The organism is Staphylococcus sp. HL28, from assembly GCF_021117155.1.
Classification (GTDB): Bacteria; Bacillota; Bacilli; order Staphylococcales; family Staphylococcaceae; genus Staphylococcus; species Staphylococcus warneri.
Map to the genome: position 1 here is coordinate 1,817,322 of NZ_CP088218.1, position 26,603 is coordinate 1,843,924.

At 32.7% G+C, this 26,603-nt stretch carries 23 protein-coding genes; 12 read left to right on the forward strand and 11 right to left on the reverse strand.

The features are described 5' to 3' along the window. Positions 1 to 2: 2 nt before the first annotated feature. The 8 genes from purM to purE are packed head-to-tail and all read right to left on the reverse strand — an operon-like array spanning position 3 to position 7,903. Positions 3 to 1,031 (reverse strand): phosphoribosylformylglycinamidine cyclo-ligase, encoded by a 1,029-nt coding sequence (purM, locus tag LPC11_RS08830; RefSeq protein WP_023375058.1) that lies wholly within the window; start codon positions 1,029 to 1,031, stop codon positions 3 to 5. Then, a complete protein-coding gene (gene purF / locus LPC11_RS08835; protein ID WP_023375057.1) occupies positions 1,024 to 2,508 on the reverse strand; it encodes an amidophosphoribosyltransferase in 1,485 nt (494 codons plus the stop codon). Before purF ends, purM begins: the two co-directional genes overlap by 8 nt. Then, on the reverse strand, positions 2,487 to 4,676 hold the full coding sequence (gene purL, locus LPC11_RS08840) for a phosphoribosylformylglycinamidine synthase subunit PurL (protein WP_023375056.1): 2,190 nt from the start codon (positions 4,674 to 4,676) through the stop codon (positions 2,487 to 2,489). The genes purF and purL overlap by 22 nt, the downstream gene beginning before the upstream one ends. After that, positions 4,669 to 5,340: a phosphoribosylformylglycinamidine synthase subunit PurQ gene (gene purQ, locus LPC11_RS08845; protein ID WP_023375055.1), complete on the reverse strand. Its 672-nt coding sequence runs from the start codon at positions 5,338 to 5,340 to the stop codon at positions 4,669 to 4,671. Before purQ ends, purL begins: the two co-directional genes overlap by 8 nt. A gap of 1 nt (position 5,341) precedes the next feature. Further along, entirely contained in the window at positions 5,342 to 5,602 is a 261-nt protein-coding gene (gene purS / locus LPC11_RS08850) for a phosphoribosylformylglycinamidine synthase subunit PurS (protein WP_002450716.1), read from the reverse strand. Next, complete coding sequence (purC, locus tag LPC11_RS08855; RefSeq protein WP_023375054.1) at positions 5,602 to 6,306, reverse strand: phosphoribosylaminoimidazolesuccinocarboxamide synthase; 705 nt, start codon at positions 6,304 to 6,306, stop codon at positions 5,602 to 5,604. The genes purS and purC overlap by 1 nt, the downstream gene beginning before the upstream one ends. Further along, a complete protein-coding gene (gene purK / locus LPC11_RS08860; protein ID WP_081698203.1) occupies positions 6,307 to 7,473 on the reverse strand; it encodes a 5-(carboxyamino)imidazole ribonucleotide synthase in 1,167 nt (388 codons plus the stop codon). Next, positions 7,421 to 7,903, reverse strand: a complete 483-nt coding sequence (gene purE, locus LPC11_RS08865) for a 5-(carboxyamino)imidazole ribonucleotide mutase (RefSeq protein ID WP_041613927.1) — start codon at positions 7,901 to 7,903, stop codon at positions 7,421 to 7,423. Before purE ends, purK begins: the two co-directional genes overlap by 53 nt. Positions 7,904 to 8,102: 199 nt before the next feature. On the opposite strand from purE, the gene folD reads away from it, so the two are divergent. Continuing rightward, entirely contained in the window at positions 8,103 to 8,960 is an 858-nt protein-coding gene (folD, locus tag LPC11_RS08870) for a bifunctional methylenetetrahydrofolate dehydrogenase/methenyltetrahydrofolate cyclohydrolase FolD (RefSeq protein WP_002450720.1), read from the forward strand. Between the two features lie 58 nt (positions 8,961 to 9,018). On the opposite strand, the gene LPC11_RS08875 is transcribed toward folD, so the two are convergent. Then, positions 9,019 to 10,164: a globin domain-containing protein gene (locus LPC11_RS08875; RefSeq protein WP_023375051.1), complete on the reverse strand. Its 1,146-nt coding sequence runs from the start codon at positions 10,162 to 10,164 to the stop codon at positions 9,019 to 9,021. A 261-nt stretch (positions 10,165 to 10,425) separates the two neighbouring features. Here LPC11_RS08875 and LPC11_RS08880 point away from each other — a divergent pair, with 261 nt between their 5' ends. From LPC11_RS08880 to rihC, 6 genes are all read left to right on the forward strand, one after another. Next, positions 10,426 to 10,743 carry a DUF5011 domain-containing protein gene (locus LPC11_RS08880; protein WP_023375050.1) on the forward strand — a complete coding sequence of 106 codons (318 nt, stop codon included), beginning with the start codon at positions 10,426 to 10,428 and terminating at the stop codon, positions 10,741 to 10,743. 285 nt (positions 10,744 to 11,028) lie between these two features. Continuing rightward, positions 11,029 to 12,138 (forward strand): cytochrome aa3 quinol oxidase subunit II, encoded by a 1,110-nt coding sequence (qoxA, locus tag LPC11_RS08885; protein WP_041613924.1) that lies wholly within the window; start codon positions 11,029 to 11,031, stop codon positions 12,136 to 12,138. After that, the gene (gene qoxB, locus LPC11_RS08890; protein ID WP_002467278.1) at positions 12,138 to 14,126 is read left to right on the forward strand and encodes a cytochrome aa3 quinol oxidase subunit I; all 1,989 of its coding nucleotides are present in this window, start codon (positions 12,138 to 12,140) and stop codon (positions 14,124 to 14,126) included. Before qoxA ends, qoxB begins: the two co-directional genes overlap by 1 nt. Beyond that, on the forward strand, positions 14,116 to 14,721 hold the full coding sequence (qoxC, locus tag LPC11_RS08895; protein ID WP_023375048.1) for a cytochrome aa3 quinol oxidase subunit III: 606 nt from the start codon (positions 14,116 to 14,118) through the stop codon (positions 14,719 to 14,721). Before qoxB ends, qoxC begins: the two co-directional genes overlap by 11 nt. Beyond that, positions 14,718 to 15,008 (forward strand): cytochrome aa3 quinol oxidase subunit IV, encoded by a 291-nt coding sequence (gene qoxD / locus LPC11_RS08900; protein ID WP_023375047.1) that lies wholly within the window; start codon positions 14,718 to 14,720, stop codon positions 15,006 to 15,008. The genes qoxC and qoxD overlap by 4 nt, the downstream gene beginning before the upstream one ends. Positions 15,009 to 15,122: 114 nt before the next feature. Further along, positions 15,123 to 16,031, forward strand: a complete 909-nt coding sequence (rihC, locus tag LPC11_RS08905; RefSeq protein WP_023375046.1) for a ribonucleoside hydrolase RihC — start codon at positions 15,123 to 15,125, stop codon at positions 16,029 to 16,031. Between the two features lie 69 nt (positions 16,032 to 16,100). Here the strand turns inward: rihC and LPC11_RS08910 are convergent, their stop codons facing one another. Beyond that, on the reverse strand, positions 16,101 to 17,306 hold the full coding sequence (locus LPC11_RS08910; protein ID WP_023375045.1) for a serine hydrolase domain-containing protein: 1,206 nt from the start codon (positions 17,304 to 17,306) through the stop codon (positions 16,101 to 16,103). An 888-nt stretch (positions 17,307 to 18,194) separates the two neighbouring features. Between LPC11_RS08910 and LPC11_RS08915 the strand changes: the two genes are divergently transcribed. The 4 genes from LPC11_RS08915 to LPC11_RS08930 all read left to right on the forward strand — a co-directional run bounded on the left by LPC11_RS08915 (position 18,195) and on the right by LPC11_RS08930 (position 24,746). Beyond that, positions 18,195 to 19,427 carry an LCP family protein gene (locus tag LPC11_RS08915; RefSeq protein ID WP_023375044.1) on the forward strand — a complete coding sequence of 411 codons (1,233 nt, stop codon included), beginning with the start codon at positions 18,195 to 18,197 and terminating at the stop codon, positions 19,425 to 19,427. Between the two features lie 35 nt (positions 19,428 to 19,462). Continuing rightward, positions 19,463 to 19,933, forward strand: a complete 471-nt coding sequence (locus LPC11_RS08920) for a DUF2538 family protein (protein ID WP_002450730.1) — start codon at positions 19,463 to 19,465, stop codon at positions 19,931 to 19,933. A gap of 77 nt (positions 19,934 to 20,010) precedes the next feature. Continuing rightward, positions 20,011 to 20,442 carry a GNAT family N-acetyltransferase gene (locus LPC11_RS08925; RefSeq protein WP_023375043.1) on the forward strand — a complete coding sequence of 144 codons (432 nt, stop codon included), beginning with the start codon at positions 20,011 to 20,013 and terminating at the stop codon, positions 20,440 to 20,442. Between the two features lie 221 nt (positions 20,443 to 20,663). After that, entirely contained in the window at positions 20,664 to 24,746 is a 4,083-nt protein-coding gene (locus LPC11_RS08930; protein WP_023375042.1) for a GW dipeptide domain-containing protein, read from the forward strand. Positions 24,747 to 24,888: 142 nt separating this feature from the next. On the opposite strand, the gene LPC11_RS08935 is transcribed toward LPC11_RS08930, so the two are convergent. Continuing rightward, positions 24,889 to 25,308 (reverse strand): MarR family transcriptional regulator, encoded by a 420-nt coding sequence (locus tag LPC11_RS08935; RefSeq protein WP_002450733.1) that lies wholly within the window; start codon positions 25,306 to 25,308, stop codon positions 24,889 to 24,891. Positions 25,309 to 25,460: 152 nt separating this feature from the next. On the opposite strand from LPC11_RS08935, the gene LPC11_RS08940 reads away from it, so the two are divergent. Then, positions 25,461 to 26,468: an acyltransferase family protein gene (locus tag LPC11_RS08940; protein WP_023375041.1), complete on the forward strand. Its 1,008-nt coding sequence runs from the start codon at positions 25,461 to 25,463 to the stop codon at positions 26,466 to 26,468. Positions 26,469 to 26,603 lie beyond the last annotated feature (135 nt).

A 26,603-nucleotide genomic window follows, 5' to 3' on the forward strand; every position in this document is an offset into this window, starting at 1 on the left:
GTTTATACCCCCTGAATATGAATTGGGTTATGACTATCTTCTACAATTCGTCCGATTTCATAGGCATTCACATTCTGCTGTTTTAAAATATCCAATGTCTTATCTTTTTCAATTTCATCGACGATAACAGTAAAACCAATCCCCATATTAAATATGTTATACATTTCATCAGTACTAATATTGCCTTGTTCTTGTAACCAATCGAATATGGCTGGTGTAGGAAATGCATTTGCATTTATATCTGCAGATAATCCATCTGGTAAAGAACGAGGAATATTTTCATAAAAACCACCACCAGTAATGTGATTCATCGCTTTTATTGATACATGTTTTTTTAATTCTAATATTGGTTTTACATATAATTGGGTTGGTGCTAAAAACGTTTCTAAGTAAGTATGACGATCAAATGTATCGTTAAGGTTTATACCTGATTTTTTTATGAGTTGTCTCACTAGACTATATCCATTGGAATGAATGCCATTGGATGCCAATCCTATAATTACTTGACCAGCCTTCACGTCTGAACCATCAATATATTCGTCTTTCTCAACTGCGCCAACTGCAAAGCCTGCCAAATCATATTCACCTTCATGATACATTTCACCCATTTCAGCAGTTTCGCCACCGATTAAAGCCGTATTAGTTTCTTCACAAGCATCACTGATACCTTTAACGATTTGTTCAATGATTTCGGGAACCACTTTATGTGTTGCAATATAATCTAAGAAGTAAAGCGGCTCTGCACCTGTAGTTAAAATATCATTCACACACATGGCCACCGCATCTATACCTATTGAATCATGTTTATTATGATCAATTGCTAATTTCAATTTAGTACCTACACCGTCTGTTCCTGACACTAATACTGGTGCTTTCATATTTAGTTGAGATAAATCAAATGTTGCACCAAAGCCACCTAGACCACCGATAACTTCCTTACGCATCGTACGTTTAACATGACTAGACATTCTTTCTACCGCTTCATAACCTGCATGGATATCTACACCTGATTGTTCGTATGCTTTAGACATTTATATTTCCCTCACTATCAAAGTAATGTTTATTTTCATTAATATATGCTTTTTGACGATCACTTAAATGCTTTTTATAATTCTCTTCGTAATCAAACAATCCAGCCGGATAATCTCCTGTGAAGCTCTCAACACATAAACCACTATATGGAGCGTCATAATCTAAACCTATGGATTCAATTAATCCATTTACACTAAGATATGCAAGCGAATCGGCACCTATATATTCACAAATTTCTTCAGGCGATTTACTCGCTGATATTAATTCGGCAGTTGTTGATACATCAATACCATAGAAGCTAGGAAACATAAATTCTGGAGAAGCAATTCTGACGTGTACTTCATTAGCACCTGAATCCTTTAACATCTTTACAATACGTTTAGATGTTGTCCCTCTGACAATAGAATCATCCACTAAGATGATATTCTGTCCTTCGACAATATCTTTTACCGCTGACAATTTAACACGTACACCTTGCTCACGAAGTTGCTGTGTCGGTTGAATAAATGTTCTTGCTACATATTGATTTTTAACAAGGCCCATTTCATATGGCAGTCCTATCTCTTCGGCATAACCGCTAGCAGCTGATAACGATGAATTAGGCACACCGATAACCATACCTGCTTCTACTGGACTTTCTTGAGCTAAACGTTTACCAGAGGCTTTACGAACAGCGTGAACATTTTTCCCAGCGATCGTAGAATCTGGTCTAGCAAAATAGATATATTCCATCGCTGAAATTGCGGTATTCGTATGTCTTGTATATGATTTAACTTGAACACCTTCATCGTTAATAATGACATATTCACCGGCATGAATATCTTGTACAAACTCTGCTCCTAAGACGTCAATAGCACATGTTTCACTAGCTAGAATATAAGTGTTGTCTTGCATTTTGCCGACGACTAAAGGTCTAATAGCATTAGGATCAACTGCACCATATAATGCATCTTTAGTTAACACTGCGAATGTGAATCCACCTTTAATTTGACGTAAACTTTCGTTTAAAGCTTCTTCAAATGTAGGTGCTTTACTTCTTCGGATTAAATGCATAATCACTTCAGTATCAGATGATGAATGGAAAATGGCTCCATGTTTTTCAAGATTTTGTCTTAAAGATTGGGCATTAATAAGGTTGCCATTATGACAAATCGCAACACTCATATCATAAAAGTGATATAAAAAAGGTTGAATATTTTCTATACCTTTATTGCCAGATGTAGCATATCTCACATGTCCAATTGCGTTATGATAATCCTGTAATCTTGATAATTGATCATCTTTAATAGCTTCAGTTAATAATCCAAGTCCTCTTTCACCAACTAATTCTTCATAATTGGCTGCAACTATACCTGCACCTTCTTGACCTCTATGTTGTAAACTATGCAAGCCCATATACGTTAATTGAGCAGCATCTGGATGATTCCATATGCCAAAAACACCACATTCCTCATTTAATCCTGAGTAGTTAAACATTGGCTAATAGCTCCTTCCCAAACATCTTTGATATCTGCTACGTTTTTGATAATTGTTGTTTGGTTATTTGATACTTTGAACTGATTACCTTCATTAAATTGACCAATTTCAATTGCATTTTCAATATTTAGTAATTCATTTTCCTTTACAGAAATAATATATCTACCTTGAGATTCACTAAATAACTGCGCATTAGATACATCTATATTTGCCTCTAATCCTAAATCATAATGCGCACTTATTTTTGCAAGTGTAATTAATAAACCACCTTTTCCTACTGTTTGAACATGTGATGCAGCACCGTTTCTAATAGCCGATTTAACCGCTTCACCTTTTGCAACCTCATCACTTAAATCAATTGATTCAAATTCATGATTTACTGTGCCATATAATAATTTTTCTAATTGGCTACCGCCGTAGTCATCTCGTGTATCACCAACGAGATATAATTTTTCTCCAGCTTGTGGTTTAAAATCAGCTAAATAGTTAACATCGTCAATTAAGCCAACCATACCAACTACTGGTGTTGGAAAGATGGATGTACCTCTTGTTTCGTTGTATAACGATACATTTCCTGATACAACAGGCGTTTTTAATACATCACATGCTTCTGCCATTCCTTTAGTAGAATCAATTAATTGTTGATAAATTTCTTTTTTCTCTGGAGATCCATAATTCAAACAATCTGTCATCGCTAGCGGTGTAGCTCCTACAGCAATCAAATTACGATATGCTTCTGCTACAACCATTTTCCCGCCTTCATAAGGTTGATTAAATACATAACGTGCTTCACCATCAATCGTTGAAGCAATTGCTTTATTCGTACCTTCTACTCTTACCACTGATGACTGTAATCCTGGTTTAATAATCGTATTAGCGCCAACTTGTTGATCATATTGCTCATATAAATAATGTTTTGAAGCAATCGTTGGGTGTTTTAATAACTGGTCAAATACATTTTCAATATCAATATGACTATAATCATTTTTAGATGTATTGTATGCTTTCTCTTCGCCTTCAAGAACATAAACTGGCGCTTCATCCGATAATGGTTGCACTGGAATATCTGCAAACACTTCATCTTCATATGTTAAAACAAAGCGATTTGTATCAGTCACTTCTCCAATAACTGCACTAACTAATTCATGCTTTTCAAATAAATCTAAGAATTTTTGTTCTGTTCCTTGTTCTACAACAAGTAACATTCTTTCTTGAGTTTCAGATAGCATCATTTCATATGGTGAAATACCTGGTTCTCTAGTTGGTACTTGGTCTAATCTTAAGTGGAGACCACTTCCGCCTTTAGCCGCCATTTCCGAAGAAGATGAAGTTAAACCTGCTGCTCCCATATCTTGGATACCAACTAATTCATCGAATGTGATAGCTTCTAATGTTGCTTCCATTAATTTCTTACCAACAAAAGGATCACCAATTTGTACAGATGGTCGTTTACTTTCACTTTCTTCAGTCAATTCTTCAGATGCAAACGTAGCACCGTGAATACCATCTCTACCTGTTTTCAAACCTACATAAATAACTGAATTTCCAATACCTTTAGCTGTCCCCTTTTGCACCATGTCGTGATCAATAATGCCGACACACATTGCATTGACAAGAGGGTTACCATCATAACGATCATCAAACTCGATTTCACCAGCAGTTGTGGGAATACCAATACAGTTACCGTAGCCACCAATACCACTAACAACGCCTTTAAGCAGTCTCTGATTTTGCTTGTTTGTTAACTCACCAAAGCGCAAACTATTTAATAAATTAATAGGACGTGCTCCTATAGAAACAATATCTCTGATAATTCCTCCTACACCTGTAGCAGCACCTTGATACGGTTCAATAGCTGAAGGGTGATTATGAGATTCCACTTTAAATACGACTGCTTGGTTGTCACCAATATCTACAACTCCAGCGCCTTCTCCTGGTCCCATTAATACATGTTCGCCAGTAGTAGGAAACTGTTTTAAAAATGGTTTTGAATGTTTGTAAGAACAGTGCTCACTCCACATTACTGAAAAAATACCAGTTTCAGTAAAATTGGGTTCTCTACCTAAGATTTCACACACTTTAGCGTATTCTTTATCGCTTAACCCCATATCTTGATATAGCTTTTCCAACTTAATTTCTTCAACACTTGGTTCGATAAATTTAGACATTTTGTTCCCTCCAACTATTTACCATAGCCTCAAATAATTTAACGCCGCTATCAGTACCTAATAATGACTCCATTGCTCTTTCTGGATGCGGCATCATACCGCAAACATTACCTTCTTTATTAACAATGCCTGCAATATCAGCATATGACCCATTAGGATTATCAGTGTATTTCAAAATAATTTGATTGTTAGACATCAACTCGTTATAAATGTCTTCATTACAGTAGTAATGACCCTCACCGTGTGCTACAGGATAAACAACCTCTTCATTTTCTTCATATAAATTTGTGAAAGGCGTCTGATTATTTACAATACGTAAAGATTCATTACGACTCACAAATAAATGTGAGTCATTATGAAGTAACGCACCTGGTAGCAAACCGATTTCAGTTAAAATTTGGAATCCATTACATACACCTAATACTGGTTTGCCTTCTTTAGCCAACCTTTTCACTTCATTGATAACCGGCGCGACGCTTGCCATAGCACCTGATCTTAAATAATCTCCAAATGAGAATCCACCAGGAATTAGTACACCATCAAACCCTTCTAATGTTGTCGTTCTATAATCAACATATTCCGCTTCATCACCTGATTTGATTGCTGCATTATACATATCTCTGTCACAATTTGAACCTGGAAATACAAGAACAGCAAATTTCATGTTATGCATTCTCCTTTTCATCAATCACTTTATAGCTATATTCTTCAATAACAGTGTTGGCAAATAACTTTTCACTTAATGTTGTAATAATATTATCAACCGCTTCATCAGTTGCTTCATCCACAGTCATGTATAATACCTTTCCTACTCGAATATCATTAACTTGTTTATATCCTAAATCATGAACTGCTCGATTTAATGCTTGACCTTGTGTATCTAAAACCTGAGGCTGTAAAGTGACATGTAATTCAATTGTTTTCATTATTTTAAATCCTCCAATTTATTTAAAAATGATTGATATGTTTCAATTAATGAGCCCGTATCATTTCGATAGACATCTTTATCAAAATTCGCATCTGAATATTTATCCCATATTCTGCATGTATCTGGTGAAATTTCATCAGCTAATAAAATTTCCCCTTCATCTGTAATACCAAATTCAATTTTAAAATCTACAAGTCTTAATTCCATTTCATTCATAAGTTGTATAAGTACTTTGTTAATATCGAGTGCCATTGATTTTAATGTTGATATTTGATCATCATAAGCGATATGTAACAACTTGATGTGATCTTCTGTAATCAATGGGTCATTTAACTCATCATTTTTATAGAAAAATTCAACCAAAGGCACATCAAAGAGATATCCTTTTTCAAATCCAAGTCTTTGTGTAATAGACCCGGCTGCAATATTTCTAACTACCACTTCTAATGGAATAATTTTCACTGATTCTACTAATTGGTCTGTCTCTGATAATTGTTTGATAAAATGACTTTTCAAACCATTTTTTTCTAAGTATTCAAAGATAATTGAAGTAATACGATTATTTAGTTTTCCTTTTCCAGACATAGCATCTTTTTTAGCACCATTGCCAGCAGTGACTTCATCTTTGTATTCAACACGTAACTCATTGGGTTTATCGGTTGTATATATTCTTTTAGCTTTACCTTCATAAAGTAATGACATTTATTGGCCTCTCCCTTCGAAACGTTTCAACATGTCTTGTTCAGTTTCATCAATTTGATTCGTTAATATAGTCATATGTCCCATTTTTCTATTTGGTTTACGCTCAGATTTACCATAAATATGAACGTGCCATTCAGGGTGTTCTCCAAATTCATCTTCTAATAAATCTAAATCTTTACCTAATAAATTCATCATGATTGCAGGTTTTAGTATTTCTATCTTGTCAGGCAATGTTTGACCGGTAACCGCTAAAATATGAGTGTCAAATTGTGAATAATCACATGCCTCAATTGAATAATGTCCAGAATTATGAGGTCGTGGTGCGATTTCATTTACATACAATTGGTCATTACTATCAATGAAAAATTCAACTGTAAATGTTCCTATGAAATGGACAGCCTTTATTATTTTTTCAACTTCACGTTTAGCATTCTCGATTTGATTACATCTAGCTGGGACTATTGTTTTAAATAAAATTTGATTTCGATGTTCATTTTCTTGTAGTGGGAAGTATGTGATTTGTTGATGATTACCGATAGTCACAGTAAGTGACACTTCTTTTTTAATATTTAGAAATTGTTCTGCAACACATTCCTGATTGGATGCTAATATTTCGGCTTCTTTAATATCTTCTTCAGATTGAACTAATATTTGACCTTTGCCGTCATAACCACCAAAACGTGTTTTAACAATGTAAGGATATCCAAGTGTCTTAGTAGCCTTTGATAAATCATCTTTATGTTTAATTGAGGTATAGGGAACAATTTTTGCCCCTGCTTGTTCTAATGTTTGTTTTTCAGTTAAACGATCTTGAAGTAATTGTATAGCTTGATAACCTTGAGGAATATTATATTTTTCAGTGAGCGTCTTAAGCTGTTTTGCTGATATATTTTCAAATTCATACGTAATGACATCCGAACTTTCACCTAGATGTTGAAGTGCACGTTCGTCATCATAATTTGCTTCTATAAATTCATGTGCCACATATCGACATGGACAATCAGAACTTGGATCTAAAACAATTACCTTATATCCCATTTTTTGTGCTGATTGTGCCATCATCTTACCTAATTGGCCACCACCAATAATACCAATGGTTGAACCAAATGATAATTTATTGAAGTTCATTTTGCATTTCCTCCACTTTTTGTACCAATGATTTTTCATAATTTTCCAAATTTTCACGAACTGACGAATGGCTTATACCTAATATTCTTGCAGCTAGTATCCCAGCATTTTTAGCACCTGCTTTACCAATTGCTGTCGTCGCTACTGGAATTCCACCTGGCATCTGAACAATCGATAATAGTGAATCCAATCCTTTTAAACTTTTAGATTCAATAGGAACACCAATAACAGGTAAAGTGGTCATCGATGCAACCATACCTGGTAAATGCGCCGCACCACCAGCTCCTGCAATAATTAGATCATAACCATTGTTACTTGCATGACTCGCAAAATCTACCATTAAATGAGGCGTACGATGCGCTGAAACGACTTTCTTTTCATACGGAATTTCAAATTGTTCAAGCATTGTGCAACTTTCGCTCATAATTTCCCAATCGGAAGAACTACCCATAATGACTGCTACTTTCAAGATGTACACCCTTTCAAAACTTTGGATTTATTTGTCGTTAAGTTGTATATTACAGATATAGCATAACAATCATCAAATGCTTTTTCAATTAAAAATCGAACTTTAATTTAAAATTTTAGTTAAATTTACGTCTTTTAGCTATTAAATTGTGTAAATTTAATGTTAAAGTTAAGTTATTGGAAAATTAGGAGGAGATATTGTGGTAGCAAAATTATTAGATGGAAAGCAAATTGCTAAAGATTATCGTCAAGGTTTAAAAGATCAAGTAGAGGTCCTTAAATCTAAAGGATATACACCAAAATTATCCGTAATATTGGTCGGTAACGATGGCGCAAGCCAAAGTTATGTTAGATCTAAAAAGAAAGCTGCAGAAAAAATTGGTATGATTTCTGAAATCGTTCATTTAAGCGAAGATACTTCTGAAGAAGATGTATTATCAGAATTAGAACGCTTAAATAATGATGATTCTGTTAGTGGTATCCTAGTTCAAGTACCTCTTCCAAAACAAGTTAGCGAACAAAAAGTATTAGAAGCTATTAATCCAGAAAAAGATGTGGACGGCTTCCATCCAAGTAATATTGGTAAATTATATATTGATGAACAAACTTTTGTACCTTGTACTCCATTAGGAATAATGGAAATATTAAAACATGCTGACATTGATATTGAAGGTAAAAATGCTGTAGTTATTGGTAGAAGTCATATCGTAGGTCAACCTGTATCTAAACTATTACTTCAACAAAATGCAACTGTGACAATTCTTCATTCAAGATCTAAAGACATGGCTAGTTTCGTTAAAGAAGCTGATATCGTTGTTAGCGCAGTCGGCAAACCTGAATTAGTTACTAAAGAAATGGTTAAAGAAGGCGCGGTTATCATTGATGTAGGTAATACTCCAGATGAAAATGGCAAACTAAAAGGTGACGTCGCATTTGACGAAGTAAAAGAAGTTGCAAGTGCAATTACACCTGTACCTGGCGGTGTTGGTCCATTAACAATTACAATGGTATTGAATAATACTTTATTAGCAGAGAAAATGCGTCGCGGTATCGAATAATTAAATAAAAAAACAGGAGAAGGCGAACGCCTTCTCCTGTTTTTTTATTCAGTTCTATTTATACCGCTACACTTAATTTAGGTATAAATGTTTCGTAATGAATTTTAGATTCATCTACATTTAATTCTTTTAAAGCTTTAATCATTGATTGTATGAATGATTTTCCACCACAAACATAGATTTCCGTATCATCATCGATCCATTGTTTTAATTGTTCACTACCAATATAGCCGTTTTTATTTTTATCGTGTAAGTTATATGTTGCTTGTGCGTCCTCATTAGCAATAGAAGTTAATAATGATGAAAATGGCGCATCATTTACATCATTTGTCACTTGTATAAATTGAGCTTGTCCATTGTCATTTACCACTTCATTAAACATAGATACGAGTGGCGTTACACCTATTCCAGATCCTAAGAACAACTGTTTATTATCCTTTTCAACAACATGGAATGGACCTACAGGCGCTGTTAAATTAATGTTATCCCCTTCTTGATATTCATCATGTAAAATTGTAGATACTTCACCTTCATGTTCTGTAGTTACATCTCTTTTTACAGCAAATGTAAGATGATTTTTATCACCTTTTACAATTGAGTAATGTCTTTTAGCTCTATAAGGCATTTTTTCACTACCTACATCAACAGTAATATATTGACCAGGTACAAACTGACTTAAATCATATTCATTTGAAGAAACTGTGAAAGCCTTAATATCAGAAGATACTTGTTCTATTGTTTCAACTTTAAATGGTTGAAAGCCGTCCCATAACATGTCTTTGTATATATCCTTTTCAACAGAGATGAATATGTCTGCAATTTCTTGGTAAGCTTTCTTCCATGTTTTAATAATTTCATGGTCATCATCTAATCCAACAACTTCTTTTATAGCTGCAATTAAATTTTCACCAACGATATCGTATCCTGCTGGCGGTACTTGTAAAGCACAATGTTTATATGCGATTTCTTTAACTACAGGTAGGATAGCTTCAAGATGATCAATATTAACTGCTGCTGCTAACACAGATTGAGCTAATGCCGTAGATTGTAATCCACGTTGTTGGTTGGTTTGATTGAACATATTTTTTAGCTCTGGATGTTGTTTAAACATACGTGCATAAAAATTCGAAGTAATTTCTACTCCTTTATCTTGTAATACAGGTACTGTTTCTTTTACTATGTCTTTTTCTCTTTCACTTAACATTATTTCCACTCCCAGATAACTCGTATTTAAAACCTAAACTTTTTACATTGTCATTCTAAACCTTAACGATATAGTTAATCAAAGAAATGTTAAATTGTTCACATAACGTTCAATTTACATAATTTTAATTATTTATTTCTTATTATATGTTTTAAATATCTAATTAATCAGGTATATTAAGACTATAGTATGATGTATTATTCTGAAAATTAACGTATGATATACATAAATCGTAGTTGACTAACATTCGGAGGTTACTTTATGAACAAACTAATTCAGTCACTATCAGCAATCGGAGTATCTGCTACTTTAGTCACACCTAATCTAAATGCCGAAGCAACAACTAATTCCGAACCTCAATTAAGAGGTGTGAATGACATCATCATCGAAAAAGGTGAAGATTATAACCTACTACAAGGTATTAGCGCTTATGATAAAGAAGATGGTGATTTAACACATAAAATCAAAATTGATGGCAATGTTGATACTACTAAATCAGGTACATATGAAGTTAAGTACAAAGTCACAGATTCAGATGGCGCTCAAAAAATTTCAGTTAGAAATATTAAAGTCAAATAATATTTTATATTTAGTTGAGATTAAATTCTCAACTTTTTTATTTTCTGAATATCTTCAATTTATCTATCTAAAAATGCATTATTTATTGCAATTTCACAAATTTGACCTTTTTCACAAAATGTACACACAATTTTAACAAATCTTACAATCCCCGTCATATCTCAAATTTTTTTAAATTTTTTGCTTATATCAATAATTTTTTTCTTTTAGGTACTTGTAAATATTGTGTAATAAACTAAAATTAGTGGTAAGCCCTACATTTGTAGTATTAGGAGGTCAAAAAAAGTGTCAAAATTTAAGTCTTTGCTTCTAATGGTCGGAACACTAATTTTACTTAGTGGTTGTTCGAACATTGAAGTTTTCAATGCAAAAGGGCCAGTAGCAAGTAGTCAGAAGTTCTTGATCATCTATTCAATTATCTTCATGCTTGTTATTGTTGTCGTTGTTCTTTCTATGTTCGCATTCTTCATTTACAAGTATAGTTACAATAAGAATGACGAATCTGGTAAGATGCACCACAATTCTTTAATTGAAACAATTTGGTTTGTGGTACCTATCATTATCGTTATTGCTTTAGCAATTCCAACTGTTAAAACTTTATACGATTATGAAAAACCACCAGAAAAAGACAAGGACCCACTTGTGGTTTACGCAGTAAGCGGTGGTTACAAATGGTTCTTTGCCTACCCAGATCAACACATCGAAACTGTTAATACATTAACAATTCCTAAAGATCGTCCAGTCGTATTCAAGCTCCAAGCTATGGATACAATGACAAGTTTCTGGATTCCACAATTAGGTGGTCAGAAATATGCCATGACTGGTATGACTATGAATTGGACATTAACAGCAGATCAAACAGGTACTTTCAGAGGTAGAAACTCAAACTTCAACGGTGAAGGTTTCTCACGTCAAACATTTGATGTTAACTCTGTAAGCCAAAGTGATTTCAACAAATGGGTGAAAAAAGCTCAAAGTAAGAAAACGTTAGATCAAGATACATTTGATAAACAACTCTTACCAAGCACACCTAACAAAGAATTAACGTTTAATGGTACTCATATGGCGTTCGTTGACCCTGCAGCTGATCCTGAGTATATCTTCTACGCATACAAACGTTATAACTACGTTCAAAAAGATCCTAACTTCGTTGACGAAAAAGATCTTTATAAAGATGTAAAAGATAAACCAGTGAAACCAGCACGTAAGGTTACAATATCAAACGCTAACTACAAACGTCATGGTATGACACCAATGATTCTTGGCAACAATGAAAAATACGACAATGAATTCAAGAAGAAAGAAAAACACAATTCTAAGGAAATGGAAAAAATTTCCAAAGAAGCAAAAGACGATAGTCCGTCTAAAAAAGATGATCATGGAGGTGGACATTAATGAATTTTCCATGGGATCAATTAATCGTTAAAGGTAACTGGATGATTACAATGGCACAAATTGGTGCGCCATTCTTAGTTATCGGCCTTATAGCGGTAATTACGTATTTCAAATTATGGAAATATCTTTATAAAGAATGGTTCACATCCGTAGACCATAAAAAAATCGGTGTTATGTATTTAATCTGTGCCGTATTAATGTTCGTCCGTGGTGGTATTGACGCGTTACTTATTCGTACGCAATTAACAATTCCAGATAACAAATTCTTGGAATCAAATCACTACAATGAAATTTTCAGTACGCACGGCGTTATCATGATTATATTCATGGCTATGCCATTTATCTTTGGTTTATGGAATATTGTTGTTCCATTACAAATTGGTGCACGTGATGTTGCCTTCCCTGTAATGAACAACGTAAGTTTCTGGCTATTCTTTGCTGGTATGATTTTATTCAACCTATCATTTATCATAGGTGGATCACCAGCTGCTGGTTGGACAAACTATGCACCACTTGCTGGTGAATTTAGTCCTGGTCCAGGTGTTAACTACTATCTAGTTGCAATTCAAATCTCCGGTTTAGGTACTTTAATGACCGGTATCAACTTCTTTGTAACAATCTTAAGATGTAAAACACCTACAATGAAGTTTATGCAAATGCCAATGTTTACTGTAACAACATTCATTACTACATTAATCGTTATTTTAGCTTTCCCTGTATTAACAGTGGCTTTAGCTTTAATGACAGTAGATAGAGTGTTTGGAACAGCATTCTTTACAGTTGCAGATGGCGGTATGCCTATGTTATGGGCGAACTTCTTCTGGGTATGGGGGCACCCTGAAGTATATATCGTTATCTTACCTGCATTTGGTATTTACTCTGAAATTATTCCAACATTTGCGCGTAAACGCTTGTTCGGTCATCAAAGCATGGTCTGGGCAACTGCTGGTATCGCGTTCTTAAGTTTCTTAGTTTGGGTTCACCATTTCTTCACAATGGGTAATGGTGCTTTAATCAACTCATTCTTCTCAATTTCAACAATGTTAATCGGTGTACCTACCGGCGTTAAGCTATTCAACTGGCTATTAACATTGTATAAAGGTCGAATTACTTTCGAGTCACCGATGTTATTCTCATTAGCATTCATCCCTAACTTCCTATTAGGTGGGGTTACTGGTGTAATGTTAGCGATGGCATCAGCTGACTATCAATATCACAACACTTATTTCTTAGTAGCTCACTTCCACTATACATTGGTTACTGGTGTAGTATTTGCCTGCTTAGCTGGTTTAATCTTCTGGTATCCAAAAATGATGGGCTACAAATTAAACGAAACGTTAAACAAATGGTGCTTCTGGTTCTTCATGATCGGATTTAACGTTTGTTTCTTACCACAATTCATCCTTGGATTAGATGGTATGCCACGTCGTTTATACACTTATATGCCTTCTGATGGTTGGTTCTTATTGAACTTTATTTCAACTATCGGTGCTTTATTAATGGCAATTGGTTTCTTATTCTTAGTGGTAAGCATTGTGTACAGTCACATTAAAGCACCACGTGAAGCTACAGGCGATAACTGGGATGGCCTTGGTCGTACATTAGAGTGGACTACTGCTTCAGCAATCCCACCTAAATACAACTTTGCTGTCACTCCAGATTGGAATGACTATGATACATTTGTAGATATGAAGGAACATGGTCGTCATTACTTAGACAACCATAATTACAAAGATATTCATATGCCAAATGACACTCCAGTTGGTTTCTGGATGGGTATCTTCTTCACTATTGGTGGTTTCTTCTTAATCTTTGAAACAATCATTCCAGCGGCAATCTGCTTAGCAGGTATCTTTGGTACTATGATTTGGAGAAGTTTCCAAATCGACCACGGTTACCACATCCCTGCTTCTGAAGTAGCTGAAACTGAGGCACGTTTAAGAGAAGCACGAATTAAAGAAAGGGAGGCTGTAAGTCATGAGTCATGATACTAATACAATCGATTCACGTACGCATGAAGGCGAATTAAATAAACTTGGCTTTTGGATTTTCCTTACAGCCGAATTTGCGTTATTCGGTACCCTATTCGCAACGTTATTAACTTTGCAACACGGTGGCGATTACGCTGGCAAGATGACTACAGAATTATTTGAATTACCATTAGTTTTAATAATGACATTTGCGTTATTATTAAGTTCATATACATGTGGTATTGCAATTTACTACATGCGTAAAGAAAAACAAAACTTAATGATGTTTTGGATGATTCTTACTGTACTACTAGGGCTTGTATTCGTAGGTTTCGAAATCTACGAATTCGCACATTATGCTTCTGAAGGTGTTAACCCTACTATCGGTTCCTTCTGGTCTAGTTTCTTTATTCTATTAGGAACTCACGGTTGTCACGTTTCAGTTGGTATTGTTTGGATTATTTGCTTATTAATCCAAATTGGTACTCGTGGTTTGGATTCATATAATGCTCCAAAATTATTTATAGTAAGTTTATACTGGCACTTCTTAGATGTTGTTTGGATCTTCATCTTCACTGCCGTATATATGATAGGGATGGTGTATAGCGGATGAATACAATCGTAAAACATACAGTCGGATTTATTGCTTCTATCGTATTAACGCTTTTAGCAGTTTTCGTTACTCTATACACATCAATGACTTTTCACGCTAAAGTAACAATTATTTTTGGATTTGCATTTATCCAAGCTGCAGTTCAATTATTAATGTTCATGCACTTGACTGAAGGTAAAGATGGTCGTGTGCAAATGTTCAAAGTTATCTTTGCAATCATCATAACTCTAATTACTGTTATCGGTACTTATTGGGTTATGCAAGGTGGTCACTCACACCACTTATAAAAAGTATAGAAATCATACTTTTAGACCTGTTAGCATTTGCTAACAGGTCTTTTTTACGTCAAAATATAATTAGTTAATATTTTTTTCTTACTATTTTTTAAGGAGCGGATAGACATGACGATACCATTGATTATTGATACAGATCCGGGTATTGATGACGCGGCAGCTATTAGCTTAGCGCTCAATCATCCTCAATTAGATGTAAAAATGATTACAACAGTAAATGGTAATGTGAATGTTGATAAAACTACTGCTAATGCTTTAAAATTAAAACAATTTTTCAATAGTCATGTACCTATTTTTAAAGGCGCACCACGTCCATTAATTTCAAATCCCGTTGATGCAGCTGAAGTTCATGGGGAATCAGGTATGGATGGATATGAGTTTAAATCTCCTACTGATGAAAAAATACCATCTATGAACGCTATTGAGGCCATGAAAAATGCATTGAAGGAAAGTACTTCCCCTATTACAATTGTTGCTATTGGACCATTAACAAATATTGCGCTTTTACTTGCTACCTATCCAGAAATTAAATCCAAGATTAAGCAAATTGTAATTATGGGTGGTAGTTGCGGAAGAGGTAACGTGACACCTCTTGCAGAATTTAATATATATTGTGATCCTGAAGCAGCTAATATTGTTTTTAATTCTCAACTTCAATTGGTTATGATTGGATTAGATTTAGCACGTCAAGCCATGTTTTCCCATGAATTTATAGAAAAAATAAAAGCAATGAATCAGACCGGTGATATGTTATCTCAATTATTCCAACACTATCGAACTGAAAATGTACATGAAGGTCTCAAATTATATGATGTATTTACTATTTTATACTTAATAGATGCTGATTTATTTAATATATTTGATGCAAATGTTCAAATAGAATTACAAGGTATGCTTACTAAAGGTGCAACTGTTGTAGACTTTGATTCAATAGAACCTAATTGTCAGGTTGTTCAGTCTCCTATTTCAAATCATTATCAACAGGCTTTTTTACAAGCGCTTTCTCACTGTAAATAAATTAAAAAAACGCACATGTCGTATGTCTCATAGACAACAACATGTGCGTTTATATTTATATCATTATCATTACTTCACTTGAATTCCAGGAACATTATATTGCTTTTTCTGATGAAGCATATCATAGAATACATGTTTCATTTTATTCTCATTTGTTTCATCTGCTTTTTCGCCTTCAACAGTTAAGTTGCTTGCTAATATCACGATATATTTGTCATTGTAATATACTGTGAATTTTTGTCCGAAGAAGACACCATTGACTCGGTTCATTGTTGGCGTAACATAAAAACCATATCGGTATTCCTTAGGATATTGTTTGGTACCAAATTCGTGAAGTAATGGATTCGTTACATCCGCATCAAATATTTTATAGTGTTGTAAAGCAAGTATTAACTGCCCCATATCATGAGGTGCCATATATAAATTACCTGCACCATAATATTGATCAAGAATTTTAGGATGCATTAAAGAGAATTTATTATGATTGATTTTGTAACCCCTAGCCATATACTTTTGATATACTTTCTCATCAAAGAAAGCACTATGTTTTAATTTATATGGATTGGCTAGTCTACTATAATAATTTTCGACATAAGGTTTATGCGTTACTTTTTCAATTACTTTCGCAAGTACTAAATAATTACCATCATTATATTGATGCTTATGATAAAATTTATCATCAATACCCTTTTGTTGAATTGATTTAACAGCTTGATCTAAATTTTTAATATTTGTCGACGCTTCATATTTATGTAAACCACTCTCATGTAGCATCAAATCTTTTAGTGTTATCTCTTTGCTTGTTTTAAACCAAGGCAAGTATTTTGTAACGGGGTCGTTGATATTGACTTTATTTTCAACTTCAAGTTGTTTTAACATTAATCCAGTTGTGAATTTTTGAGAAGACCCAATTAAATACATCGTATTAGCTGAATTTTTTTCACCATTTTCAAAGTTTTTAAATCCATAACCTTTATCTAATTTAACTTTTCCGTTTTCAAATACAGTTGCAGTTCCATTAAAGTTAGTTGCTTTCAAATAATTATTAATATCTTTATAAACAGGATTTTTCTTATCCATCACATTTTTTAGTTTCTTTGGTGCCTTCTCATGTTTATCTTTTTTCAATATGTAAGTTTCGTTGTCGTTTTTTTGAAAAATACGACTATCTGTTTGTAAATATTCACTCCATTTTCTCCCAAATATAATCATTAATATAATAAGTATTACTAATACTAATATGAAAAATATAATTTTAGTCTTATTCAGTTTCATGTTATTATTTGCCTCACATGTTAATATCAATATTTTTCGTCAATATAAAATTTTGATATTATGACAATCATTTTTTATATCCATAATACTCCTAGAAAAATATTTAAATTAATCTTTTATTTTTTCTTTCTCGAATACAGAAGTAACACAACACTACCTTATTCAATTTTCTATTTACTTACACCATCTCCTTTTTAATAAAAAAATCAACGATAATATTAATGCACACTTATCAAGTAAATGAAATATAGTTAGTTTGCATAGTAATCATTTTATACACTATGCATAATTATAACGTATATCCCTTTTTAAATCACTTTAATTAAATAATACATCTATTAAAAATTATTTCCATTGTACTTTAGTACCATAAAGTTGAAATGAGTATCAAATTTCTATTAAAACGTTCAGACAATTGCAAAATGTGTATATATAATCTATTTTAAATGTACTTTTCAATTTAATTATTTATCAACACTTAATCGCTAGTCATCGAAATATAAAAACATAGTATATAAGTAAGGTATAAATATGCAGAATCATATGCATAGCCAAAAGATATAATCAAGAATTCTATAAACCCTTATCTCTATATAACACATGCTCCTTTAGTTATTTGTTCCATAATAATCAATTTCAGTTCTTTTAACAAATTCACAATAAATATGATTCTCTATTCACACTTAATACCTAGAATCATTTATAATATGAGATGTAAATTAAATTTTAAGAATGTAAATATTTTTGTATATGTATGTGTTGTAATTTTAACTATAAAGTAATACAATTTAAGGCTATAGTGTGGAAAATAAATAACAACGATACCAAGAAACAACATAACTTTTAATGAAATAAAAAATAAGTTTATACTATTTAGGAGCAACAAATATGAATAAATTTTTTAAATTCTTTTTAATTCTACTAACCTTCGCTCTTATTGCAATCCCTGTTGTTTTTGCTAATAATCTTTTCAAATCATCGGAGAAAGCATTTGAATCTTCTCAAGATAAAAGTAACGCTGATCGACAATCTAACTTAAGAAGTTCAAAAATCGACCCTGAAAAAGATCCAATCTCTATCTTATTCTTAGGTATCGATGATAATGAAGGCCGTGAAAAAAATGGTCAGAGTTTGGAACATTCAAGATCAGATGCAATGATTTTATCAACTTTCAATCAAGAAAAACATCAAATCAGAATGTTAAGTATACCTCGTGATACGATTAGTTATATCCCTAAAGTAGGCTATTATGACAAAATAACTCATGCTCACGCATACGGGGGACCTATTGCTGCTATGGATTCAGTAGAAGCAACGATGAATGTACCTGTTGATTATTATGCACGTGTTAATATGAAGGCATTCGTTCAAGCTGTCGATGAGCTTGGTGGCATATATTATGATGTACCTTATAATTTAAATGAACCAAATAGTGATGATACTGGAAGAATTAAAATTAAGAAAGGCTACCAAAAATTAAATGGTGATGAAGCTTTAGCTGTTGCTAGAACACGCCATCATGATTCGGATTTAAAACGTGGTCAACGTCAAATGGACTTAATTAAAATTTTATTCCAAAAAGCACAAACATTAGATTCATTTGATAAGTTAGACGAAGTCATTAGTATTGTCGGTAAAAATGCGAAACATAACTTAACTAAATCTGAAATTAAATCATTAGCTAAAATGTATTTATCTGATAGTGTAGAGATGAAGAAATCACAACTAGAAGGTAAAGACGATATGTTAGATAATATTTATTATTACAATCCGAGTATTAAGAGCATTCAAAAATATTCAAATATCTTGCGCTCTGATTTAGGGTTATCTAAAATTACAGATAAAGATGATTTCTTAAATCAAAGAGTTATTGACCATTATGGTTCATTAGTTCCATTAACTAAACTAGATGACTCGTTATTAAGAAAAGCACAAAATGATACAACAGATAAAAAGCATAAAAAAAATGACAGTAATGACACGAATCAACAATCAGATAATAACAATGGGCAATCTCAAAGCAACGATATGAACGAACAACAACCAAATGAAACAGTTAATAATCAAAACAATCAACAATCTTCACAACAAGATCAAGAAATTGATACAACTGCTTATTAATCCAGTTATATAATGATATGAAAGGAGTTGCTAAGATGTCACGAAAAACATATGAAAAGATAGCCAACATCAATGGTATGTTTAATGTTTTAGAACAACAAATTATTCATAGTAAAGACATGGCTTTATTTAGAAATGAATTTTTCTATGTGAATCATGAGCATAGAGAAAATTATGAAGCACTACTTATTTATTACAAAGAAAGTAATCATAATCCCGTTGTAGATGGTGCTTGTTACATTGTAGCTCTTCCAGAAATTTTCAATAAAGTTGATATTTTCGAATCAGAACTGCCATTTTCTTGGGTATATGATGAAAATGGTATAACCGAAGAAATGAAAAGTATTAGTGTTCCCTTACAATATTTAATTGCCGCAGCACTTGAAGTAACAGATGTAACACTATTTAAGCCATCTGGGTTTACGATGGGAATGAATAATTGGAATATAGCTCAAATGAGAATATTTTGGCAATATACCGCAATTATTAGAAAAGAAGCTTTATAAAATAACAGATTATCATAGGGAAGAAGACATCAAATTAACCGTCTTCTTCCCTATTTTATATCCAAAGGAGATTATATATGTTTAATGAAGTGATAAACGATCAAATGTTGCAAGATTGTTTTAAAATTAGAAAAGAGGTATTTGTTAAAGAACAACATGTTCCAGAAGACAACGAAATTGACAAATATGAAGATACAGCAATACATATTATTGGTTACGATGAAGATAATCAACCAATTGCTACCGCACGCATACGAATGTTAGAGGGGGCAATAGGTAAAGTTGAACGTGTTGCAATTCTAAAAGAATATAGAGGGTTAGGTTTAGGTTTAAAATTATTACAATTTGCAGAAAAGATAGCGCATGAGCATCATCTTACCCACTTGACGATGCACGCACAATATTATGCTATACCCTTCTATGAAAAATTAGGTTATATCACTACAGGACAACCTTTTTATGAAGAAAATATTAAACATATCGTTATGAACAAAAATATGAATAATTGATGACGAAATCTCACTAAGCATTTTGTAATATTTCATTAATCTCAAATTAATAATTTTCATGAAATTACTTGCGTACCATCAATGTTTAAAGCCCTTACATCCCTATCATGACAATTTTTTATAGGTTAAAATTCTATTACAAATCTGTTAAAAGACGTACACATCCTTTTTCGCATACTATAATTAATACAAATTCAAAAGATACAAGGAGTAATTATATAATGACGAAAAAATTCAACTACAAATTACCGTCAATGGTTGCAGTAACTTTATTGGGAACAGCATTTACGGCTCACCATGCAGATGCAGCAGAAACAGCACAAGATCAAACAAAAAATAAAAATGTACTGGATGACCAAGCAACACTGAAACAAGCTAATAATGCCAATCAAGAAGTGAGTAATCCTACACAAAATATTTCTGGTACTCAAACTTATCAAGATCCAACTAAAGTCAAACCAGTAAAAACTACTTCTACAGAAAATAATGATGCATCAATCAATCAACAGAAGACTGAAAATGCTTCTACTAACGAAAATACAAATGTAAAAGCTCAAACTACAGATGCGTCTAATCAAAATAATAATCAAATCAAAGAAAATTCAACTGTTACAGAAGGTCAGAAACAAGAAAAATCAAATAAAAACCTTGATAACAATGATAATCAATCTTTACAACAAGATTCAACTAAAGAAAATAATCAAGATATTGCTCAACAAAATGCTAAACAAGAAAACACGACTGAGACTACAACTCAAAACCAATCACAACAACAATTTAACGCCACTAGTCAAAATGCTAAACAAACCGTTAAAGATAATGGTGGCTACAGAATAGATGATGATGAAGATGACGTAGATGATGAATCTAATTCAGTTGACGCTTCACAAAAGACACAATCAAATCAACAATCTAAAGAAAATGTTGCTACAAATACTACTAAAATGCAGTCGGCAACACCTAAAGCTAACGATTTAAAAGCTAATAACGTGTCTAATGAATCTGCTAAGGTTTCATCTACTCAGTCTAATGACAATGCTACTAAAGAAAATGCTAAACAAGTCACTACATTCAATTCAGTAGCTAAACCAAGAATGATGTATGCAACTGCTAATAAAGCTACTTCATCATTACCAAAGTATCAACCACAAGTGAAATCTTCAATTAATGATTATATTCGTAAAAAGAACTTTAAAGCACCACAAATTGAAGAAGATTATTCATCATACTTCCCTAAGTATGGTTATAGAAATGGTGTAGGCCGTCCAGAAGGTATTGTAGTACATGATACAGCAAATGATAATTCTACAATTACTGGCGAAATCAACTACATGAAAAATAATTATAACTCAGCTTTCGTTCACGCATTCGTAGATGGGAACCGTATTATTGAAACAGCACCTACTGATTATTTATCATGGGGCGCTGGTCCAAATGCTAATAACCGCTTTATCAACGTTGAAATCGTTCATACACACGATTATGATTCATTTGCACGTTCAATGAACAACTATGCTGATTATGCAGCAACTCAATTACAATACTATGGTTTAAAACCAAATAGCGCTGAAAACGACGGAAGTGGTACTGTATGGACTCATGCAGCAATTAGTAGATGGTTAGGCGGTACAGACCATGCCGATCCACACGCATATTTCCAACAACATAATTATAGCTACAACGAATTATATGATTTAATTAATGAGAAATATCAAATCAAGATGGGACAAGTAGCACCTTGGGGTACAACAACTGCTACAAAACCATCAAATGGCGGTTCAACTACGAAGCCATCTACAGGTGGTACAACAACTAAACCATCTTCAAATGATAAATTAACTGTTGCTGCTAATAACGGAATGGCCCAAATTAAACCAACTAATAATGGTTTATATACAACAGTTTATGATAAAAAAGGCCATTCAACTAACCAAGCTCAAAAAGCATTGTCTGTAACAAAAACAGCTACGTTAGGTAATAATAAATTTTACTTAGTTCAAGACTACAATACAGGTGAAAAATTTGGTTGGGTTAAACAAGGTGATGTCATTTATAACACAGCTAAATCACCTGTTAAAGTAAATCAATCTTACAACGTTAAACCTGGTACTAAAGCTTATACAGTTCCTTGGGGTACAGACAAACAAGTTGCGGGTACTGTATCTGGTAAAGGTAACCAAACTTTTAAAGCGACTAAGCAACAACAAATTGACAAAGCTATTTACTTATATGGTTCTGTTAATGGTGTAAATGGATGGATTAGTAAAAGTTTCTTAACAACACCTTCAACGTCTAATACAACTAAACCAACTACACCTTCTAAACCAGCAACTAACAATCAATTAACTGTTGCTGCTAATAACGGTGTAGCTCAAATTAAGACATCAAACAGTGGTGTTTATACAACTGTTTACGATAAAACTGGTAAATCAACTGACCAAGTTCAAAAAACATTAACAGTTTCAAAAACAGCTACGTTAGGTAATGATAAATTCTACCTTGTACAAGATTATAATACAGGTAAAAAATATGGATGGGTTAAACAAAGTGATGTAACTTACAACACAGCTAAAGCTCCTGTTTCTGTAAATCAAACTTATAATGTTAAACCTGGTACTAAAGCTTATACAGTTCCTTGGGGTACATTTAAACAAGAAGCTGGTACAGTATCTGGTAGAGGCAATCAAACGTTTAAAGCAACTAAACAACAACAAATTGACAAAGCTACTTACTTATATGGCACTGTTAATGGTATCTCTGGCTGGATTAGTAAATATTATTTGACTGATCCTACTGCTACAAGAGCAGCATTTGCACAACCTAAAATGTCTATTAAATCAAATGTTGCATCTAATAATGAAGCAGCTAAAACTCAAGCATCAACTAATGTGAATACAACTCAAGCTACAAAACAAATTGGTCAAGTTAAAGCTAATAATGCTGGTATCCGTAGTTCTGTATACGATAAAACTGCTAAAAGTGGTACTAAATATGCTAATCGTACCTTCACTATTTCTAAACAAAGAACCGAAGGCAACCAAACTTATGTATTATTACAAAATACAGCTTCAAACACACCTTTAGGTTGGGTTAATATCAATGACGTCGACGTTCAAAACCTAGGTAATGAAGCCAAATTAACAGGTCAATATAAAGTTAATAACAATAACAATGGTCTTTATTCAATAGCTTGGGGTACTAAAAATCAACAATTATTACCTGCTAGCCAATTAGCAAATCAAACATTTAATGCTTCAAAAACTGTATATGTTGGTAAAGAAAAATATTTATATGGTACTGTAAATAATCGCACTGGTTGGATTGCTGCTAAAGATTTAGAACAAGCAAACTCAAATAATCCAGCAACACCTTATAACTACACTTTCGTTATCAAAAATAATCATGGTTACTATTACGATGATCCAAGTGCTAAAAATGGCTATTCTTTAAAAACATATTTTGAAAAACCATTTGTAGTCATTAAACAAAAACAACAAAACGGTGTGACTTGGTATTACGGTAAACTTACTAATGGTAAATACGCATGGATTAAAGAAAGTGATTTAACAAAAGAATTAGTTAAATATTCAAATACAGGTCGTACATTAAATCAAATGGCGTCAATCCAAAATAACTTAAGTTATGGTCCACAAGTTCAAAGAACACCTGGTGTATGGTCTAACGCGACATTTGGTGAAACTAAAAATGCAATGGATTCAAATAAACTTGCTAAAGATCCAGTTTCTAAATACCAATTTTTACGCTTAGATCAACCACAATATTTATCTGAAGCTACACTAAATAAATTACTAAAAGGTAAAGGCGTTCTTGAAAACCAAGGTGCAGCATTTAGCCAAGCTGCTAAGCAATATGGACTAAATGAAATTTATCTAATTTCACATGCTTTATTAGAAACAGGTAATGGCCAATCTCAATTAGCTAAAGGTGCTAATATAACAAACGGTGCAGTTAATACACGTTCTACAACTAAATATCATAATGTATTCGGTATTGCTGCATTTGACTACAATGCTTTAGGTGAAGGTGTTAAATTTGCTAAAGCATCTGGTTGGAACTCAGTTTCAAAAGCAATTATTGGTGGCGCTAAATTCATCGGTAATTCTTATGTGAAAGCTGGTCAAAATACTTTATATAAAATGCGTTGGAATCCTGAAAATCCTGGTACACATCAATATGCTACAGACATTAATTGGGCTGATTCAAATGCACAAGTATTAAAAGGTCTATATGATCAAATCGGTGAAGTTGGTAAATTCTTCGATATTCCAAAATTCAAAGCTTAATTTAATACAACATTACGGATTAAATCCTTGATCAAAGCCAGTAGATAAATTCATCTACTGGCTTATTTATTTACATATTAAAAGAGATTACCCTACCCTATGTAAGATAATCTCTACAACAACATTGATTCCACAGTTATGATTAAATATAACTATGACGACTATTCAACTTATTTAATAGTTGGTTTAAATTCTCGATTTCACTTTCTGATAAACATTGGCATCTCGCTTCTATTAACTCACAACGTGCTGTATTAATCTGCTTAATAAGTGCACGTGCTTCATCAGTAAGTACAAGTTCTTTACATCTTAAATCTTCATGTGATTGATGACTTGTAATATACCCTTTCAATACAAGTTTCTTAATCCATCTTGAGACAATAGATTGTTCTCTACTAACTTTCATCGTTAAATCATATTGAGATAAACGATCATAATTGTACAATATACGTAGTAATTCTAATTGTTCTGATGTAATGTCTGTTCTTTGTCCAAAGCGTCGGTTAACTATATTTAAATCATTGTTAGTAAGTGTGATAAGTTTTTCAAGTTGTTTATACATGCTGTTCTACTCCACTTTATTTAGTTGATAATATTATATGCTTTTTTTATAAGATATACAATAGGATTTTATGCTAAGGTCAAAATCGTTGCATAATTGCCATAAAATGTAATAAATTAAGTACAGTCAAACATGAAAAAGGAGACATTTATATGCCTTCCATCAAGGAAAGGGATTATTTCTTTGATAATGCCCGAGCGATACTCATATTTTTAGTGGTATTAGGTCACCTATTACAACCTTATACATCAGAAGATAAATACTTATCTGCATTATATCTTGTTATTTATAGTTTCCATATGCCAACATTCTTATTTATTTCAGGATATTTTGCGAAAAATTTGGATAAACCCTATTATTTAGAACATATTGCTAAAAAATTATTATTACCTTACTTTATATTTTTCGCATTTTACTCAGTTTATTATTTCTTAACTGGTAAAAGCGATAGTCTACAATTGGATCCTTTCAATCCAGTATTTGCATTGTGGTTCTTACTAACATTATTCTTCTTCCACGTTGTACTTGTTATTGTAAGAAGATATAATCCAATGATTGTGTTAGGAACATCTTTACTTGTTTCAATTTTTGCTGGATTCTCTGCTAATATTGATGAATATATGAGTATTTCTCGTACTATTGTATTTTTCCCAATTTTTTATTTGGGACATTTATTTACTAAACAACAAAGTATGATAATTAGAAGTAAAAAATGGATACCTATTTCTATAGTTGTTTTTGTCCTTTATTTTATTGGGTATCTTATACATCCTATAAATGCAGATTGGTTGTTAGGAAGTTCACCTTATACGTCACTTGAACATAATGCCGAAGATGTATATAGTCCACTTAAACGTTTATTACTTTATGCTGTAATACTAACTTCGATGTTTGCTTTTTTAAATTTAACATCACAAAAGTTACGCTTTTACACTTATATAGGTAGTCGAACGATGTATGTGTATTTATTACATGGTTTAATTATCGGTATTATTCGCGGGTTTGGACTTTACCCATTCAAGTCTCACGTTTCCATAATGACGTATTTATTTTTAATATTAACTTCTGGATTAATTGTTTATCTTTTATCCAACCGTTTTATATGTAAATGGACAAATCCAATTATTAACTTGAAATCCCCTTCTAAATTTAAAGGGTAAAAATCACTATAACATTTTTGTTTTTATACCAAAATGTAGTACTAAAAAATATGTTATGATAGTAATAATTTGAAAGAATTATACGACTATTCAAACAATTAACAGTACTATATTTTGGTATTTTTTAGAGGAGTT

Coding starts and splice junctions, on each gene's coding strand:
- purM (WP_023375058.1), bottom strand. CDS start 1,031: ATGTCTAAAGCATACGAACAATCAGGTGTAGATATCCATGCAGGTTAT.
- purF (WP_023375057.1), bottom strand. CDS start 2,508: ATGTTTAACTACTCAGGATTAAATGAGGAATGTGGTGTTTTTGGCATA.
- purL (WP_023375056.1), bottom strand. CDS start 4,676: ATGTCTAAATTTATCGAACCAAGTGTTGAAGAAATTAAGTTGGAAAAG.
- purQ (WP_023375055.1), bottom strand. CDS start 5,340: ATGAAATTTGCTGTTCTTGTATTTCCAGGTTCAAATTGTGACAGAGAT.
- purS (WP_002450716.1), bottom strand. CDS start 5,602: ATGAAAACAATTGAATTACATGTCACTTTACAGCCTCAGGTTTTAGAT.
- purC (WP_023375054.1), bottom strand. CDS start 6,306: ATGTCATTACTTTATGAAGGTAAAGCTAAAAGAATATATACAACCGAT.
- purK (WP_081698203.1), bottom strand. CDS start 7,473: ATGAAAAATCATTGGTACAAAAAGTGGAGGAAATGCAAAATGAACTTC.
- LPC11_RS08875 (WP_023375051.1), bottom strand. CDS start 10,164: ATGTTAAGTGAAAGAGAAAAAGACATAGTAAAAGAAACAGTACCTGTA.
- LPC11_RS08880 (WP_023375050.1), top strand. CDS start 10,426: ATGAACAAACTAATTCAGTCACTATCAGCAATCGGAGTATCTGCTACT.
- qoxB (WP_002467278.1), top strand. CDS start 12,138: ATGAATTTTCCATGGGATCAATTAATCGTTAAAGGTAACTGGATGATT.
- qoxC (WP_023375048.1), top strand. CDS start 14,116: ATGAGTCATGATACTAATACAATCGATTCACGTACGCATGAAGGCGAA.
- qoxD (WP_023375047.1), top strand. CDS start 14,718: ATGAATACAATCGTAAAACATACAGTCGGATTTATTGCTTCTATCGTA.
- rihC (WP_023375046.1), top strand. CDS start 15,123: ATGACGATACCATTGATTATTGATACAGATCCGGGTATTGATGACGCG.
- LPC11_RS08910 (WP_023375045.1), bottom strand. CDS start 17,306: ATGAAACTGAATAAGACTAAAATTATATTTTTCATATTAGTATTAGTA.
- LPC11_RS08915 (WP_023375044.1), top strand. CDS start 18,195: ATGAATAAATTTTTTAAATTCTTTTTAATTCTACTAACCTTCGCTCTT.
- LPC11_RS08920 (WP_002450730.1), top strand. CDS start 19,463: ATGTCACGAAAAACATATGAAAAGATAGCCAACATCAATGGTATGTTT.
- LPC11_RS08925 (WP_023375043.1), top strand. CDS start 20,011: ATGTTTAATGAAGTGATAAACGATCAAATGTTGCAAGATTGTTTTAAA.
- LPC11_RS08930 (WP_023375042.1), top strand. CDS start 20,664: ATGACGAAAAAATTCAACTACAAATTACCGTCAATGGTTGCAGTAACT.
- LPC11_RS08935 (WP_002450733.1), bottom strand. CDS start 25,308: ATGTATAAACAACTTGAAAAACTTATCACACTTACTAACAATGATTTA.
- LPC11_RS08940 (WP_023375041.1), top strand. CDS start 25,461: ATGCCTTCCATCAAGGAAAGGGATTATTTCTTTGATAATGCCCGAGCG.